Origin of the sequence: Thiomicrorhabdus sp. (assembly GCF_041583835.1) — a bacterium.
Lineage (GTDB): Bacteria > Pseudomonadota > Gammaproteobacteria > Thiomicrospirales > Thiomicrospiraceae > Thiomicrorhabdus.
In genome coordinates, this window is the sequence record NZ_JBFHFC010000008.1 from 1 (window position 1) to 15,742 (window position 15,742).

Annotated in this window: 11 protein-coding genes; 1 reads left to right on the forward strand and 10 read right to left on the reverse strand. The window is 48.7% G+C overall.

The features are described from left to right. The 10 genes from ABY044_RS05970 to ABY044_RS06015 all read right to left on the reverse strand — a co-directional run. Positions 1-546: type II secretion system protein (locus ABY044_RS05970; protein WP_373019177.1), on the reverse strand; the 546-nt coding region annotated here is incomplete at its 3' end. After that, on the reverse strand, positions 546-2,051 hold the full coding sequence (locus tag ABY044_RS05975; RefSeq protein ID WP_373019179.1) for a prepilin-type N-terminal cleavage/methylation domain-containing protein: 1,506 nt from the start codon (positions 2,049-2,051) through the stop codon (positions 546-548). The genes ABY044_RS05975 and ABY044_RS05970, both read right to left, overlap by 1 nt. A gap of 12 nt (positions 2,052-2,063) precedes the next feature. Beyond that, a complete protein-coding gene (locus ABY044_RS05980; RefSeq protein WP_373019181.1) occupies positions 2,064-2,837 on the reverse strand; it encodes a type II secretion system protein in 774 nt (257 codons plus the stop codon). A 12-nt stretch (positions 2,838-2,849) separates the two neighbouring features. After that, a complete protein-coding gene (locus ABY044_RS05985; protein WP_373019183.1) occupies positions 2,850-3,758 on the reverse strand; it encodes a hypothetical protein in 909 nt (302 codons plus the stop codon). A gap of 347 nt (positions 3,759-4,105) precedes the next feature. Next, entirely contained in the window at positions 4,106-5,854 is a 1,749-nt protein-coding gene (locus tag ABY044_RS05990) for a DEAD/DEAH box helicase (RefSeq protein ID WP_373019185.1), read from the reverse strand. 396 nt (positions 5,855-6,250) lie between these two features. Then, positions 6,251-8,389 (reverse strand): putative bifunctional diguanylate cyclase/phosphodiesterase, encoded by a 2,139-nt coding sequence (locus ABY044_RS05995; protein ID WP_373019187.1) that lies wholly within the window; start codon positions 8,387-8,389, stop codon positions 6,251-6,253. A 109-nt stretch (positions 8,390-8,498) separates the two neighbouring features. Next, positions 8,499-10,661: a putative bifunctional diguanylate cyclase/phosphodiesterase gene (locus ABY044_RS06000; RefSeq protein ID WP_373019189.1), complete on the reverse strand. Its 2,163-nt coding sequence runs from the start codon at positions 10,659-10,661 to the stop codon at positions 8,499-8,501. 143 nt (positions 10,662-10,804) lie between these two features. Beyond that, positions 10,805-12,172 (reverse strand): TRAP transporter large permease subunit, encoded by a 1,368-nt coding sequence (locus tag ABY044_RS06005; RefSeq protein WP_373019191.1) that lies wholly within the window; start codon positions 12,170-12,172, stop codon positions 10,805-10,807. After that, positions 12,172-12,732, reverse strand: a complete 561-nt coding sequence (locus ABY044_RS06010; protein WP_373019193.1) for a TRAP transporter small permease subunit — start codon at positions 12,730-12,732, stop codon at positions 12,172-12,174. The genes ABY044_RS06005 and ABY044_RS06010 overlap by 1 nt, the downstream gene beginning before the upstream one ends. Before the next feature lie 159 nt (positions 12,733-12,891). Next, complete coding sequence (locus ABY044_RS06015) at positions 12,892-13,299, reverse strand: hypothetical protein (protein ID WP_373019195.1); 408 nt, start codon at positions 13,297-13,299, stop codon at positions 12,892-12,894. A gap of 175 nt (positions 13,300-13,474) precedes the next feature. Here ABY044_RS06015 and ABY044_RS06020 point away from each other — a divergent pair, with 175 nt between their 5' ends. Beyond that, positions 13,475-15,709, forward strand: coding sequence for a primosomal protein N' (locus tag ABY044_RS06020; protein WP_373019197.1), 2,235 nt, complete (start codon positions 13,475-13,477; stop codon positions 15,707-15,709). The last annotated feature ends 33 nt before the right edge of the window (positions 15,710-15,742 follow it).

The window sequence follows — 15,742 nt, forward strand, 5'->3', positions numbered from 1 at the left end:
GGTGGTGTTTGAGTTACAGATATAGTAATTGCCTTGGCCGCGGTCGGCTGCGGTCGGCGGAGTGTCGGTTAAGGTAAACCAAGGCGTGACATTCGCGCCTTGGTTGCAGAAAAAGCTGGCCGAGCTACGCTTATCGCAGATTAAAGTGCTGTCAGTAGCATCGGCGTTAATCGCATAACGAAACGGGTTGCCCCATTCGTCCCGAGTCTCTTCTTGCTGCATGCCTAAATCCAGGTAGGGTACCGTTCCGACACTGACCGTACATTGCCCGGAGCGGTCTTCGTGACCGTCATTATTCGCATCCGGACAAGGTAGGAATTTATGAACGCGCCCGTAACTGAGAAGTTCTTGCTTGATGTGGGTTAACGAACTTTTGGATTCCTTGATTTTTTGGACGTGGCGCAGGCTGCCGGTATTGGTTAAAAAACCAATCAATACAAGCGCCATAATCAGGGTAACGATCGTAATTTCAACCAACGAAAAGCCGGACTCTCTACTTAACGACCCTGATTGGTTTGTTTGAACCGGTTGTTTTATGTTGCGCATCAGTCTAATCCTTGCGTTTGAGCGATACCGTCAATGGGCTGAACGCTCGGAAAACTCGGTATCAACGGTGGTGTATCGTAAAGGATTAATTGAATATTGGTGAAATCGACCTGTTCGTCCGTACCGGTGGTAGCAACTGCAAATTCGATATTGGCATCGCCGTTTTCATCCAGTTGGAAGACGACTTCGTGAGAGTCGTCCCAGTATTTTTCGGTTCGGTTGGCGACCCCTTCCGTTCCCCCGCGAGCCGGATCGTAATAGCTGTAATAACCGTCTTGGTCATTTTGCAAAGCGTCGTAGGTCAGGGTTTCCAAGATTTCGCCGTTGCCGGAAATGAAGGCTTTGTCACTGGTTAATCCCGGATCGCGTCTGGATGGTTGATCCCACGTGCCGTAGGCTTTGGTGTCCAGGCTCATTACCACGGTTTTCCCAGCATTTTCGGCACCAAAACTCACAGTCTGGTCAAACACGGCTGTCTGAACATTATTGCTGTACGGGTTATTGTCCCCGATGTTACCGATGCTTTTGTCGGCACCGCCGCCCGTAATATTTTCCCCTGTTTTAAGTGTGTTGATGGTATTTGTATTGGTGACGTTAACGACTTCATAGGTGTCCATATCGTTGGAAAGCTTTAATTCGTAGGCACCGATTCCAAGAATCGAATCGTCGTAGTGCGGCGATTTTGAGTAATCGGAGACGACAAAGTCTTGGTCGCCATCTAGGTTTTCCGCTTCGTCGGCATCTAGGCCGCTAGTGGCTTGGCCGTTTTGATTTTTTGCGATCAGAACGACAACTTGTCCGTCGGCAATATCGTTTCCGGAACAGGCGGCGCTGGAACAAATTCTAAGATTGTTGCTGCCTAGCTGAGTATCGGTCGGCAATGTGGATGAGCCAAAGGCCGGGAGTGCGCTACCGGGGTAGACTCGATTTGGCGGAAGGCTCGGAATAGGATCGCGGTTGAAAAAGCATGACGTGTCTTCCGGGCAGCTCAGCATTGCATCCGCACTGGTGACGCCCTGATCGACGGCATAGACGATTAAATTCCCCCAGCTGTCTTCGACGGCAGCGCGGCTTAGCCACAGCGTTTCATAAGGAAAGGTACCGCTATCCGCTGTACAGTTACTGACCGGAATTTTAGGTATGGCAGGTTGTGCAGGCACCGCCGGAATGGCCGGAATGGTCGGACGGCTTTCGGTCCCCGGTACGGCCTGAATGGCAGGGGTTGCAGGAACCGCAGGAATGCGGCCTCTGACTACGGTTCTTGACTCGAAGCCGTCTTGATTACTGTCGGGACAAGGCACGAATTTGTTCTTTTGCGTGAATTTGATGATCGCTTTTTTGACTACGGCCAATTTCCCTTGGCTTTCCTGCCATTTGGCATGATCGTGAAATTCCGAATAAGCGATGATCGAACCGGCGCTAATCACACCCACAACGGCCAAAACAATGGTCAGTTCCAGTAGCGAGAAGCCTTTTAAATAGGTATTTGAAGTATTCTTTTTCATGACGGCTTATCCTTAATGAAGGCCTCGTGGCGATTTCATCAGCGCATATTTGCTTTCGTAACCGGTGATCCAAGCGAGGGAGTCATCTGCTTGATCGATAGACGACTGCCAAAAAAAGGCATCGTCATCGGCATTTTCTTTTTCGGCTTTGTCTAGCGTACTGAGATTTCCGGAGCTGATATCCCCCCAGGTTTGAGGGCTGTTTTTCCCAAAGCTGACGATCACTGCAATCGCCGCCTTTTCTAATAGATTGTTATTGGAAGTACCTCCGTCACAGCTCGAAGTTTCGTTTTCGGAACAGATGGTTAAGTTGCCGGTTCCTCCGGTGGTGCCGGTTGGCGGCGTTGCGAAAGTGAATACGGGAGCTGAGTTGGAAGCAAAGTAGCTGGCCGAAAAACCAGTGTTGCTGATGTTTGCGGTAGTGGTCTCCGTATTGACCTTGTAAAACAAGCTTTCATTCCATGCATCCTGTTGGGAAATCCCCAGCATCAAGTGCGGCAGTTTTCCCGAATCGTTGGAGCATTGATCGCCGGTACGGTTTTCCCAACCGTCGTTGTCCGTATCCGGGCACGGTAAATAGCCGTTGGTCTGTAAAAAGCCGATCAACAGTGTTTTGGCGACTTTGACGTGGGAGATGTTTTCGCGCAGGTTCTGGTAGTCACTGGAGATCATGTTGGTTTTGACTAATGTGGTCGTTAAGAAGCCGAGAATAACCACGGCAATAATCACCTCTAACAGTGAAAAACCGGACTCTTTTTGCTTGGCTGTGTGACTTAAATGTTTCATAACTGTCTCAATTTAAGGGCAGACAATTGAACGCCAGTTCTGTCCGGCAAGATTGTCATAAGCGGTTCCGTCGCAAGTAAATACCGGTCTGCTTACCGGGTTAGTGTAAGAACACTCATTGAACCAGTTTTCAGTACCGTCAGTTACCAGACTGCACAAATCCGGTGTACCGTCTTGAGGTACAAGATCCTGGCTGATGCGTGACAAAATGGCCGCTTCCCACTCGGCACGTGTAATCGTAATCACATAGTCGTTAAAAACGTCGTTATTTGCTCCCACGGATTGGAAGTCAATGTTGTAACCGTTGGTGACGGTGGGTTGCTCAAGATAGTCGCTCACATTGTTACTGCTACGCGATTGCCCGCTGAGTGCGGGTCCGGCGTAAAACAGCGCCATGACGATATCGTCTTTGCCGTCAACCAGAAATGGTGGGACATCATGGTTACCTTGATCTTTTACTTGGGCGTCTAAGTTGGTGTTGACCGGAGCGAGGCGTTTGGCCGTCGTGAATTGATAGAAGCCGTGGTCGTTCACCAATCGAGCGTCCACCGCCATCCAATAAAGAGACGAATCCACCTCGGAATCGATAAAAGAGAAGAAATGATTGGGTATCTCTTCAGGCACCCGGCCAAGTACGAAAAGTTGGTTAACGCCGGAAGTGAAGCCGCATGGCGTATTGGAAACACCGTCGCCATCGGTATCCGGGCACGGAAAATAACCGACACCGGGAATGATGCTTTCATCTGCATAGATTTCCGGGTGAAGTACGGCATAGGCCAGCATGCGGTTTTTTATGGATTGCAGTTCCAATAGGTTGCGGTCATCGCTCTCAATTTTCATTGAGTTGGTTCGAATCTCTCCATAGGTGCCAAACCATACAGCCGCACCCACCGTTAGCATCATAAGGATCATGAGTATCATAAACCCTTCCTGCTTAGAGGCTTTAAGTGGTTTATTGCCGTGAGAGAGGTTCATTGTGGGTACCATACGTGTGTTTAATCGTAACGATTTAACATATCCATTGGAAGTATGTGAGTATTATAGCGCATTGTTTTTAAAAATAAATTTTAATCAATGTAGTCTGTGAGGTTTTAAAAAAAGGTTCACAAATGAAAGGGCTTGGAGCACGGGCTCAGATGAAACAAGATGTTGAGTTGACCATGATTGGGTATAGCAAAATGTGGGGGAGAGGGGGAAGGTTAAAATGAAAAAAGGCCTGTCCGAATTGGATTCGAGACAGGCCTTTTTGAGTGCTTTTTAAAACAAAATTACTGAGCTAAACGACGCGGCTTACCTTTGTCTTTCGTGCTGGTCTTTTTGCGAGTCAAGCGCTTGCGAGGAGCCGCTTCACCAATGGTTTTAACCTTTGAGATGTTTAGCTGCTGACCGCATACCCAAGCTTTTTTCAAATCCATGAAAGCTTCTTTAGGCATGTCGGAAGGCAGATCTACCGTGCTATAGGTATCGTCAATGTTCAACTGACGAATAAATTCGCTGTCCAAGCCGGCTTCGTTAGCGATGCAGCCGACGATGTTGCCCGGTCTTACACCGTGGGTGCGACCGACTTCCAAACGGTAGCGAGTCATGCCTTCATCCGGTGTTGCACTGCGTTCACGACGTTGACGAGGCTCACCACGCGGTTCGCGGCGTTGACGTGGTTCGTCATCGCGGAAAGATTCGCGACGTGGTTCGCGCTGTGCTTTTTCATCCAAGAAGAACGGCACGTCACCTTGAAGCAGTTGCGCCAAACCTGCGGCAATCTCGATGGCCGGAATGTTTTGCTCGGATTCAACCTGTTCGATCAATTCCTGATAGAACTGGATGTTTTCCTGTTGAGCGGCATCAATGATACGTTGCTTGAAACGTGCGACACGGTTTTCGTTGATGTCTTGAGTCGAAGGCAGCTCCATCATCGGAATTTGTTTTTTGGTCGAATGTTCGATAGAACGCAGTAAACGACGTTCGCGCGGCGCTACAAACAGGATTGCAGTCCCTGAGCGTCCGGCACGACCGGTACGGCCGATACGGTGAACGTAGGATTCATTGTCGTGCGGAATGTCATAGTTGATGACATGGCTGATGCGCGGAACGTCCAAGCCACGTGCGACGACGTCGGTGGCGACTAAGATATCCAGTTTACCGTTTTTCAATTGATCGACAATGCGTTCACGCTGGTTCTGGGCGATGTCGCCGTTCAACGCGGCCGCCGCATAACCACGGGCTTCAAGTTTTTCGGCAAGTTCAACCGTTGCCGTCTTGGTACGTACGAAGATAATGACCGCATCGGTTTCTTCATGTTCCAAAATACGTGTCAAAGCATCCAGTTTGTGTGTGCCGCTGACCAACCAGTATTTCTGGTCGATCGTCGTCGCAGTCGAACTTTTTTGCTTGATGATGACTTCGGTCGGGTTCTGTAAATGTTTGTTGGCGATACGGTGAACTTCTTTCGGCATGGTTGCAGAAAATAGTGCGATCTGACGCTCTTTAGGCGTGTGTTCAAGTACCCATTCGACGTCGTCGATGAATCCCATGCGCAACATTTCATCCGCTTCGTCTAAAACTAGGGTGGTTAAACCGTCTAGTTGCAACGTGCCTTTACGGATATGGTCCATCACTCGGCCAGGCGTTCCGACGACGACATGTACGCCGCGCTTAAGGGCACGAATCTGTGTGCCGTAATCCGATCCACCGTAAATCGGTAGAACGTGGAAACCTTTCATGTGGTGAGCGAAGCTTTGGAACGCTTCGGCAACCTGAATGGCTAGTTCGCGCGTCGGCGCTAAAACCAATACTTGAGGTTTGGTTTTTTTGATGTCGATTTTGCTTAAGATCGGTAATGCAAACGCGGCGGTTTTACCTGTACCGGTTTGCGCCATCCCTAAAATATCGCCGCCTGCCAACAGAGTTGGTATCGCTTGCGCCTGAATCGGGGAAGGGGTTTCATAGCCGATCTCTGAAATTGCTTTCAGTACATCTTCGCTAAGTTCAAGTTGGTCAAATCTAATTTCGGTGGTCATCCAGTAATCCTTTGTCGCTCTGTGAGCGGTCGATTTGCCCTGGAATAAAGGAAGACATGAGTTCAATTTGGATTTGAATCAGGTAATCGTAACGAGTGACGCGCGCTACTCCATCTCAACTTTCAAAAAAAGGATGGTTGCGTCTGTTTGTTATTCTGGGGCAAAAATTCTTTTAATTGAGCACTTTTGCAGCAGAACAGTCGGGTCAACTTCGGGTTGTATCGTTGAAGTTGAAAAGCATAAATATGCGGGCAAGTGGCTCAGTGATGTCCGTTTGTTTCTCTTTTGGCGATTTTTTCAGCCGATGAAATCAAACGAAGCGCGGATTATACTAAATTATTAATACTATTGCAAAAATAACTTATGGGGTTTGGTTTTTAGGTTTTGTTTTTGCCGTTAAGCCGGTTTGTCGGAAGCCAGAAAGGTTGTTTCAAATTCGACGGCCGGGATCGGTTTGCTGTAAATGTAACCTTGAATCAACAGATCCTTGGATTGTTCTCTGAGAAAGGCGGCTTGCTCTTCGGTTTCAACTCCTTCGGCAACTACCGAAAGGTTTTTGGTTTCCGCCAGTTTCAGAATCGAATCGACAATGGCAATGTCTTCCGGGTTCTCGGGAATATGGCGGATGAAGCTTTGATCGATCTTTAATTCGTGAAGAGGCAAGCGCTGTAAATAACTTAATGACGAGTAACCGGTTCCGAAATCGTCGATCGAGATATGGAATCCGAGACTGACCAAATGTTGAATCTTCTGCAGTGCCAAATTGGTGTTGCGGATCAGCACGCCTTCGGTCAGTTCCAGTGTGATGTCTTTTGGATTGACTTGGGTGAATTTAATCAGCCCGATTACCAGTTCGACAAAACTCTGTTCGTGGAATTGAATGGGGCTGATGTTAATCGAGACCCGTATTTTCGGGTAGGCCTCATTCCAGGCTTTCGCTTGTAAGAACGCCTTATGCATGACCCATAATCCGATTTTGATAATCTGTCGACCTTCCTCGGCAACCGGAATGAATTCGCACGGCGGAACGAAGCCCAGCGTTGGATGGAACCATCTTAATAGCGTTTCTGCGGCGACGGCACGGCCGTTCGAATCGATCTGTGCCTGGAAGTAGAGTTGGAATTCGTCGTCCAACTCGGAATGGTTCAAGGCTTGCAGCATTTCCAGACGCTGTTTGGCCACTTCACATAGCTTGTCTTCAAATATGTAGACTTGGTTGCCGCCGAGGTTTTTAGCTTCGTGCATCGCCAGATTGGCGTAACCGATTAATTGGTCGGTCTGGCCGCATTCTAGGTGGTGCGGGAACATATAGACACCAACACTGGCCGAGCAATGTAGCGAGCGGTTTTTGATGGTGTAGCGGTCATCCAGTTCTTCTTGAACTCTGTTGGCAAGTTCCAGTACGCCCTCATAGGCAATTTGCGGATCTTGACTGAGTTCTTTGACCAAAATCGCGTATTCGTCGCCGTCAAGACGTGCGACTAGATTGTTTTCTCCAGCCAGTTTTGCCAGTTTTTGAGCGACCATAATCAAGAGCTGGTCGCCGATGGTGTGCCCCAGCGTGTCGTTAAGGATTTTGAAACCGTCCAAATCGAGTTGAATCAGAGCGGAATAACTTTCGGTTTCCGGAGCGTTCTGGATGGTGGATTCGATGTGGTTGTGCAATAAAGTGCGATTCGCCAGTCCCGTCAGTTTGTCGTAATAGGCGAGACGTTCGATTTCGGTTCGGGCTTCGTGAATATCGGTAATGTCTTGTAATACCCCGATGAAATGTTCGATATTACGATTTTCGTCAGTCAGCATCGAAAGGCTGAGTACGGCATAAAATTGCGCGTCGGATGAAGCGGTGATTTTGACTTCGCCGCTCCAGGAACCTTCGGTTAGCAGCGATTCCATTACGCTTCCGAACGGAACGCTCAACGTGACCTGCTTAGTCAGCCAATCGAGATAGGTCATCGTTTTCAGTGTGTCCGGTTTGAGTCCGGTGTAGGCGGAAAAAGCATAGTTCGGTTGAGTGATATAACCGTGCGAATTGGTAATGAACTGCCCTGCGTAGCTGGCTTCCATTAATCGCATCTGAGCTTCGGCTTGAACTTGCAGTGTCAGGTCTTTGATGTGCAGCAGTATGCCGTCGAGGGTATGTTGGCGGTTAACGATCGGGTAGGCTTTCAGCTGGACCGGGATCAGCGCATTGTCGTTGTCGTCTTTATGCTGTGGTTTTAACCAGACCATCTGTTCGCAAATTGATTCACTTAGGTTGTGAATGCAGTTTTCAATCCAGTGTTTTAAATCAAAGCGTACGTTATTACGTTTTTTGGTATAGAGCTTGAGACTTGTGAACAAGGATTCCGATTCGTTTTCGTCGCAGATAAGGTTCTGAATTTTGTTGTTGACGAGTTTTGGAGTGAGCTCGGTTGAGAAGAGAATCAAGCCTTCTTGAAAAGAGTCTGCAATTTGCTGTCTTTGAAAACTATGCGCCTGATTGAGTTCGGCGATGAGTTTTGTGATTTCAGTACTGTGCTTGGGGGCTTTCATAGAGCTCGATGGCTTTTGGTTAAGTTATTTATAAACAAATAATTAGTACCATAATACACTAACTTTTTGTGTGTGTATTAATGAAAAATTAAATAAAAAAATAATTTTTTCAGGCGTCGGATTTGTCCGAAAAGGCCTCTTCTTCAGCCTGGAAATACTTTTCGAATTCAGTCGCATTGCAAGGTGTGCCGAATAAGTAACCTTGAATGATGATATTGTCCGGCTGCTCTCTTAAAAACGCTTCTTGCTCTTCGGTTTCAACCCCTTCGGCGACAATCAGCAGGTTTTTGTTTCGGGCAAGGCTGATGATCGATTCGACGATGGCAATATCATCCTTACTTTCCGGAACTCTGAAGATAAAGCTTTTGTCGATCTTAAGTTCGTGAATCGGCAGTCTTTGCAAATAGCTTAAGGACGAATAACCGGTTCCGAAGTCGTCGATCGAGATATTAAAGCCAAGCCTGGTTAAATCTTCGATTTTCTTGAGTGCACTTTGAGTATCGGAGATCAAAACCCCTTCGGTCAATTCCAAGGTAATGTTTTTGGGAGAGACTTCGGTTTTATTTAAAATTTCGATGGTCTGTTGCACAAAGTCCGCTTCGTGGAATTGAATCGGACTGATATTAATGGATAGATTGAAATCGGGTTGTCGCTTACACCACTCTTTAGCCTGTAAAAAGGCCTTTGACATAATCCAGTCGCCCAGTCGCAATATTTGACGTCCTTCTTCGGCAATCGGTATGAATTTGTTCGGTGGGATTGAACCGAGTTCGGGATGGGTCCAGCGAATTAGGCTTTCTGCACCATGCAGTTTATTGTCGCGGCCGATTTGCACTTGATAATGCAGTTCGAATTGTTCGTCCAGGTCGGCCGTCGTCAGTGCATGCTCCAATGAACGGCGCTCGATGACGACTTCGGACAGTGATGATTCATAGAAATAAATTTTCTGGTTGGTGCGCTTTTTCGCAGCGGACATGGCCAAATCGGCATACAGCATCAAATCTTCCGCGGTATCGCCTTCCTGGAACGGGAATACCGTAATCCCGATGCATGTTGTGCTGTTAAGTGTGGTTTCGTTGATGTGGTAATTTTTATTCAGGTGTTTAGCGATTTTTTTGGCTAGATGGTAAGCATTTTGGGTGGCCTGGGTTTTTGAGAAGGCCTTGTCTTGAGTCAGTACCAAAAATTCGTCGCCGCCCACTCGTGCGATAGTGTCTTCTTCACGTAACGATTCTTTAAGGATTTTGGCGACTTGTTTCAGTAGCGCATCGCCGGTTTTGCGTCCGAATGCGTCGTTAATGCTTTTAAAACGATCCAGATTGATGAAGAATAGGGCGGCGAAAGTATTATGTCTTTTGTGGTGTTTTAAGGCGAGATCCAGATGCTCGAAAGCGAGGCGTCTGTTCGCGAGACCGGTCAGGTCGTCATAGTAGGCCATCTGTTCGATGGCTAACTGCGCTTCGTGAATATCGGTGATATTCTGGATCGTCACCACATAGTGTTCGATATTGAACTGTTCGTCCGCCAGTAGCGAAATACTCAACACGGCATAATAAGTGGTATTCGGCAGAGGGTGCAACTCAACTTCACCGCTCCAAAAACGTGTGTTTAGCAAGGTCGTCAGTACTTCGTTGGTAGACGTTTTTAGCGAGACTTGCTGGTTCAGCCATCCAGTCAATGTCATGCTCTTCAATGTGTCCGCATCGAGACAGGTCAAAGTACAGAATGAGTCGTTTGGATGGGTGATATACCCTTTTTCATTGGTGATGAACTGGCCGTGATAACTGTTAAAGGCGGCTTCCATTAGACGCTTCTGTTCGTCCGACTGAGCATGAAGAGTCCGGTCGTACACCACAAGTAATAGGTTTTTTAAGGTTTTTTCCGGCGTCAATAACGCTTTGGCGGAGAGTAAAAGCGGTGTGGTTTTTAAGGTTTCGCGGTCTTTCAGCCAGATCGAAATCTCTTTGGGAGACGTATCGTCCGGACTATCAAGCGGAATAGAAAGCAATTTTGAAAGCCAGAGATTAAGGTCGAAGCGAACGGTGGCTTTTTTATTTTTGTATAAGGGGGCGTTTTGAATGTGGTTGTCATCGTCCAGATATTTGGCAAATATGAGTTTTGCCTTGGAATTGATGATTTGCGGGGTCAGGTTCGGCTTGAAGACAATGACCGCTTCATGAAAGGCACAGATGATCTCGGATTTGCTTTCTCTCTCTTCACGCAACCTGGCATCGGACAGTTCAAGTTGTGAATAGAGTTTTTCTGGATTCATTCAGTTCGCCGTGGTAAAAAACAATTATTATCACGATTCTAACCAAGAAAACCGGGCTTGCCAATCAATTCTCGAGCAATTTTCACTTATAAATGTAGAGTTTTAAAAAAAACACAGTTTTATGCGTGAAAGTGAGCAAGGGTTTAGTAAATGACGCTTGGCAACCAGGTGACGATTTCCGGCCATATGGCGACAATAGCCAGTACAAAAAGTTGGATCGCTATAAACGGAATCGTGCCTCGGTAAATGTCCGCAGTTAATAACTCCTTAGGAGCCACCCCGCGTAAATAGAACAGAGCGAAACCAAACGGCGGCGTTAAAAATGCCGTTTGCAGGTTAATTGCAATCATAATGCCCAGCCAAATAGGGTCAACGCCCATCATCAACAGAATCGGTGCAACGACCGGAACGATCACATAGGTGATTTCGATGAAGTCCAGGAAGAAGCCGAGCACAAACATTAATACCATTACCAGTAACATGGCCGTAAAGACGCCGCCCGGTAGGTTGGACAATAGTTCGTGCATTAAATCGTCGCCGCCCAATCCGCGGAATACCAACGAGAATAAAGCGGCTCCGATGAAAATCATAAAAATCATGCTGGTCACTTGCAAAGTGTTACGCATGACGGTGTTCATGGTTTTCAGGCTGAGTTTATTTTTGCCCAGAGCGAGCAGGGTCGCACCTAAAGCACCCAATGCAGCGGCTTCGGTCGGAGTGGCGAAACCGCCTAAAATTGAGCCTAATACCAGTAAGATCAGTACCAAAGGCGGCAGTAAGCTGCCGATGACGCGCTTGGACAGACCGGGTGCAACCGGATTTCCGACGTTGTTCGGAACGCTGTCCGGTTGGGTGAAGGCTTTAAACAGGATGTAAAGCATATATAGAACAACCAAAAGCATGCCCGGGAATAAGGCTCCAATGAACAGGTCGCCGACGGAAAGCGTCTCCGGCGAGAAAATACCTTGGTTCAATTGTGCTTGTTGATAAGAGGACGATAACACGTCACCTAGTAAGATCAGTACGATGGATGGCGGGATGATCTGTCCCAACGTTCCGGAAGCGCAAATGGTGCCGCTGGCCAGTTTAGGACAGTAACCTTGTTTAAGCATGGTCGGTAAAGCCAGCAGCCCCATGGTGACGACGGTGGCACCGACGATTCCGGTACTGGCCGCGAGCAGCATTCCGACCAGGATGACCGCGATTCCGAGACCGCCTTTGACGCCGCGCATCAGCTCGTCCATAGTGGTCAGGAGTTGCTCGGCAATTTTGGATTGTTCCAGCATGATACCCATGAAGACGAACAGCGGTACCGCCACCAGGGTTTCATTGTGCATGATGCCGAAAATACGGTTCGGCAGGCTTTGTAGGAAGTCCATGTCGAAAGCGCCGAACAGGTTGGCGATCAAGGCGAATAAAAGCGAAACGCCGGCTAAGGTGAAGGCGACCGGAAATCCGATTAATAATGCGACGAATAGAACCACAAACAGCAGTAAGGATAACCATTCCATTATAAGGTTCCCTCCACTTCCGGTTTTTCTTCGGCCGGCAAGGCCTCGGGGTGTTTGATTTCCAGCCAACTACGGGCGGCGACGGCCAGGGACTGAATCAGTACCAGTACGGCCATAACCAGAATCAACGACTTTAATATATAGAGATAGGCTAGACCGCCGGGTTCCGAGGAGCTTTCCTTGATCGCCCAGCTGGCACTGACGTAATCCCAGCCGGTTACGAGAATGTATAACATGCTCGGAATGGCAAACAACAGGGTTCCGATTAGATTAATCCATGCCTTTCGCGAAGGTGAGGCGTGAGTGTAGAAAACGTCAACGCGTACATGCTGATCTTGTTGGTAAGTATAGGCGATACCGAGCATGAAGAGGATGGCGTGGTTATACATCGCCGCTTCCTGCATAGCGACTGAGCCGATATTGAAACCGTAGCGTAGAATCACGATGAGTGCCATCAATAAGACTAAAGTGATGCTTCCCCAGGCAACAATATGACCAAGCTGGGTTTGGAAACGGTTTTGCAGTGAAATAAAACGTTGAAGTGTTCTGGCAAATTGCATAGTTTTTTTGGTTATTAACTTGATTTGCCATGTATTTTACGGCTTTACGGCTGATTTTGCAGGTTTTCTATTTAATTGCAGTTGCGGTTTTAATATGGAGAGGTTGTGCAGGCCTGGTTTGAGATGACGGCAGACCTGCGGAAGATGACGTTTTAGGGATTATTGGATTTCCCAAAGAATGTCGTAAAGCACGCGTGTCCTGGTATTCATGATGGCGATGTCGTTACCGACGATGACCCGAATATAACCAGCCGGCAATGGCGACAGGCGTCTTTCCAGCTCCCATGGTAGGGGGCGGTAATGGTATGAACTCGGCAGCGGACGGTGCCTTTCCAAACGTTTGTAATGCCCGGGCGGGATTTTCTTATAGCGTCTTTTGTTGGGATAGCCGTAATATTTATAAATGTAATTGCGGTCGTAGTCGCTGAATATGAGGTGCATTCTGAGATTGTCGTCACGCACGTGAACCGACGTCTGGGTTGAGACCGGATGTGCTACGCAGCCGTTTAATAGGCCGATCAAACCAAAAATGACAATGGTAAATGAGGCTTTGAATAACTGATTCATGCTCTTCTCCCAGTAGAGTTTACAGATAAACAATAGCACTTTTTAAATGGTTATGCATTGAATAAGTATGGCCTTATCCTGACTTGTGGTGTTGTGGCAGGGATCCTTTATGTCCGTGGGAAATGCGTGGTAAGATTCGGGTTTATTTCGAATTAACAGTTAAAACGAAAATTTAATGATCGTTCAAGTTGCCGTTGCCGGCCCGTTTTTATTCCCGTTGGATTACCGTTTCGAACAGGTGGCTTCTTCGCCGCCTGTGGTCGGCGGTCGCGTGTGGGTGCCATTCCGAAACAAGTTACAGGTCGGTTTGGTGATGGGGCTGACCGAAGAATCGGATTACGACGCCGAAAAATTGAAATGTGTGGAGTCGGTCATTGACGAGCAGCCGTTGTTTTCGGAGTCTCATCTTGAGTTCATCCGCTGGGCGGCGCACTATTATCACGAGCCGATCGGTGAAGTCATTCAGGCCGCACTGCCCAAGAAATTGCGTGCCGGAGACCCGGTGGAGATCAGCGGTCAACCGGTTTGGAAGTTGACGGAACAGGGTAAGGCTTTAACTCCGCAAGATATGCCTAAAAACGCCAAACACCAGTTGGCGCTGTTGACGCATCTGCAAAGCATTTCAGGTTCCCAGTCGGCCAGCCAGCTTTCGTCGGCATTGGAAAGTTGGCGTTCCAGCCTCAAAAAGTTTCTTCAGCAAGGTTGGGTAGAGGAAACTCATGGTTCCTGTCTGACGGAAATGGCCTATGGCGAACGTCCGAACCATATTTTAAATGACGATCAGCAGGCTGCGGTGGATGCGGTTGTGCAGTTGCCCGAAAAGACGTTTAAAGCGTTTCTGTTAGAGGGGGTGACCGGCAGCGGGAAGACCGAGGTGTATTTGGGTATGATCGACGAGGTACTCAAGCGCGGCAAGCAGGCGTTGGTACTGGTGCCGGAAATCGGTTTGACGCCGCAGATGGTGTCGCGCTTCACGGCGTATTTGCAACAGCCCGTGGCGGCGTTGCATTCGGGATTAAATGATTCGGAACGTCTGTGTGCGTGGCATTTAGTGCGCAGCGGAGAGGTTAAAGTTTTATTGGGAACCCGTTCCGCCATCTTTGCGCCGTTTGCGGATTTGGGGATCTGTATTATCGATGAGGAGCACGACCTTTCGTTTAAACAGCAGGAAGGTTTTCGTTATTCGGCGCGGGATCTACTGATCCGCCGCGCTTTCGATAGTAAAGTGCCGGTCGTTTTGGGTTCGGCGACGCCGTCTTTGGAAAGTTTGTATAACATCGACATCGGCCGTTACCGACATCTGGTTTTGACGCAACGTGCCGCCAATGCACAGCTTCCGTCCATCAAGCTGCTGGATGTGCGCGGTGAGAAAATTCAAGAGGGCGTTTCCCGGCCTTTGAAAGTGGCAATGGAGAAGCATCTCGAACGTAAAGGCCAGGTGTTGCTGTTTTTGAACCGCCGCGGATTTGCGCCGGTGCTGATGTGCCACGAATGCGGTTGGCAGGCGCAATGCCCGAGTTGCGACGCCAATATGACGTTTCATCAATCGGGTTCTGCGCACGGCCATTTGCGTTGCCACCACTGCGGCTATCAATGCGCAGCACCGAACGCTTGTCCGAGTTGTCAGAGCGAGGAGTTCGTCAAGGTGGGTCAAGGGACGGAGCGCCTTACGGAAACCATCGAAGAGTGGTTCCCCGAACATAAAGTCGTGCGCATAGACCGTGATACCACTCGCCAGAAAGGCAAGATGGCGGAACTCACCGAGCAGGCTCGTAGCGGCGAAGCGGACATCCTGATCGGCACCCAGATGTTGGCGAAAGGCCACCATTTCCCTAATGTGACATTGGTCGGATTGCTGGACATCGATCAGGGGCTATTCGGCGTCGATTTCCGTGCTTCCGAGCGTATGGCACAGTTGATCTTACAGGTCGCGGGGCGTGCCGGTCGTGCCGAAAAGGCAGGGGAGGTCTTGATTCAGACGCATCATCCCGATCATCCGCTGTTGATCACTCTGATCGGGCAAGGTTATGGCGCCTTTGCGCGTAAAGCATTGCAGGAGCGTCAACAGGCACAATTGCCGCCGTTTCGTTACCAGATTATGATCCGGGCGGAAGCTTTGCAGCCACAAGAGGCGATGCGTTTCCTTACCGAGTTGAAGCACGCCTTGTTGACACAGGCGCAGGCTCAGGCTTCTGGCGAACAGCCGGTTAATGGGTTGGATGTTTGGGGGCCGGTGTCGGCTCCGATGGAACGCCGACAGGGTCGTTACCGTTATCAACTGCTGTTGCAGTCGGCTAAGCGTTCCGATTTACATGCGGTATTGGGTCAGGTGGAACCTTATATTTATAAAAGTCCATTGAGCCGTAAGGTTCGTTGGAGTATCGATGTCGATCCGCAAGAGATGTTCTAGAGAGGAGTTTTCATTCCGGACAGGTCCGTCCGG

Coding starts and splice junctions, on each gene's coding strand:
- ABY044_RS06015 (WP_373019195.1), bottom strand. CDS start 13,299: ATGAATCAGTTATTCAAAGCCTCATTTACCATTGTCATTTTTGGTTTG.
- ABY044_RS06010 (WP_373019193.1), bottom strand. CDS start 12,732: ATGCAATTTGCCAGAACACTTCAACGTTTTATTTCACTGCAAAACCGT.
- ABY044_RS05995 (WP_373019187.1), bottom strand. CDS start 8,389: ATGAAAGCCCCCAAGCACAGTACTGAAATCACAAAACTCATCGCCGAA.
- ABY044_RS05975 (WP_373019179.1), bottom strand. CDS start 2,051: ATGAAAAAGAATACTTCAAATACCTATTTAAAAGGCTTCTCGCTACTG.
- ABY044_RS06020 (WP_373019197.1), top strand. CDS start 13,475: ATGATCGTTCAAGTTGCCGTTGCCGGCCCGTTTTTATTCCCGTTGGAT.
- ABY044_RS06005 (WP_373019191.1), bottom strand. CDS start 12,172: ATGGAATGGTTATCCTTACTGCTGTTTGTGGTTCTATTCGTCGCATTA.
- ABY044_RS05990 (WP_373019185.1), bottom strand. CDS start 5,854: ATGACCACCGAAATTAGATTTGACCAACTTGAACTTAGCGAAGATGTA.
- ABY044_RS05985 (WP_373019183.1), bottom strand. CDS start 3,758: ATGATACTCATGATCCTTATGATGCTAACGGTGGGTGCGGCTGTATGG.
- ABY044_RS06000 (WP_373019189.1), bottom strand. CDS start 10,661: ATGAATCCAGAAAAACTCTATTCACAACTTGAACTGTCCGATGCCAGG.
- ABY044_RS05980 (WP_373019181.1), bottom strand. CDS start 2,837: ATGAAACATTTAAGTCACACAGCCAAGCAAAAAGAGTCCGGTTTTTCA.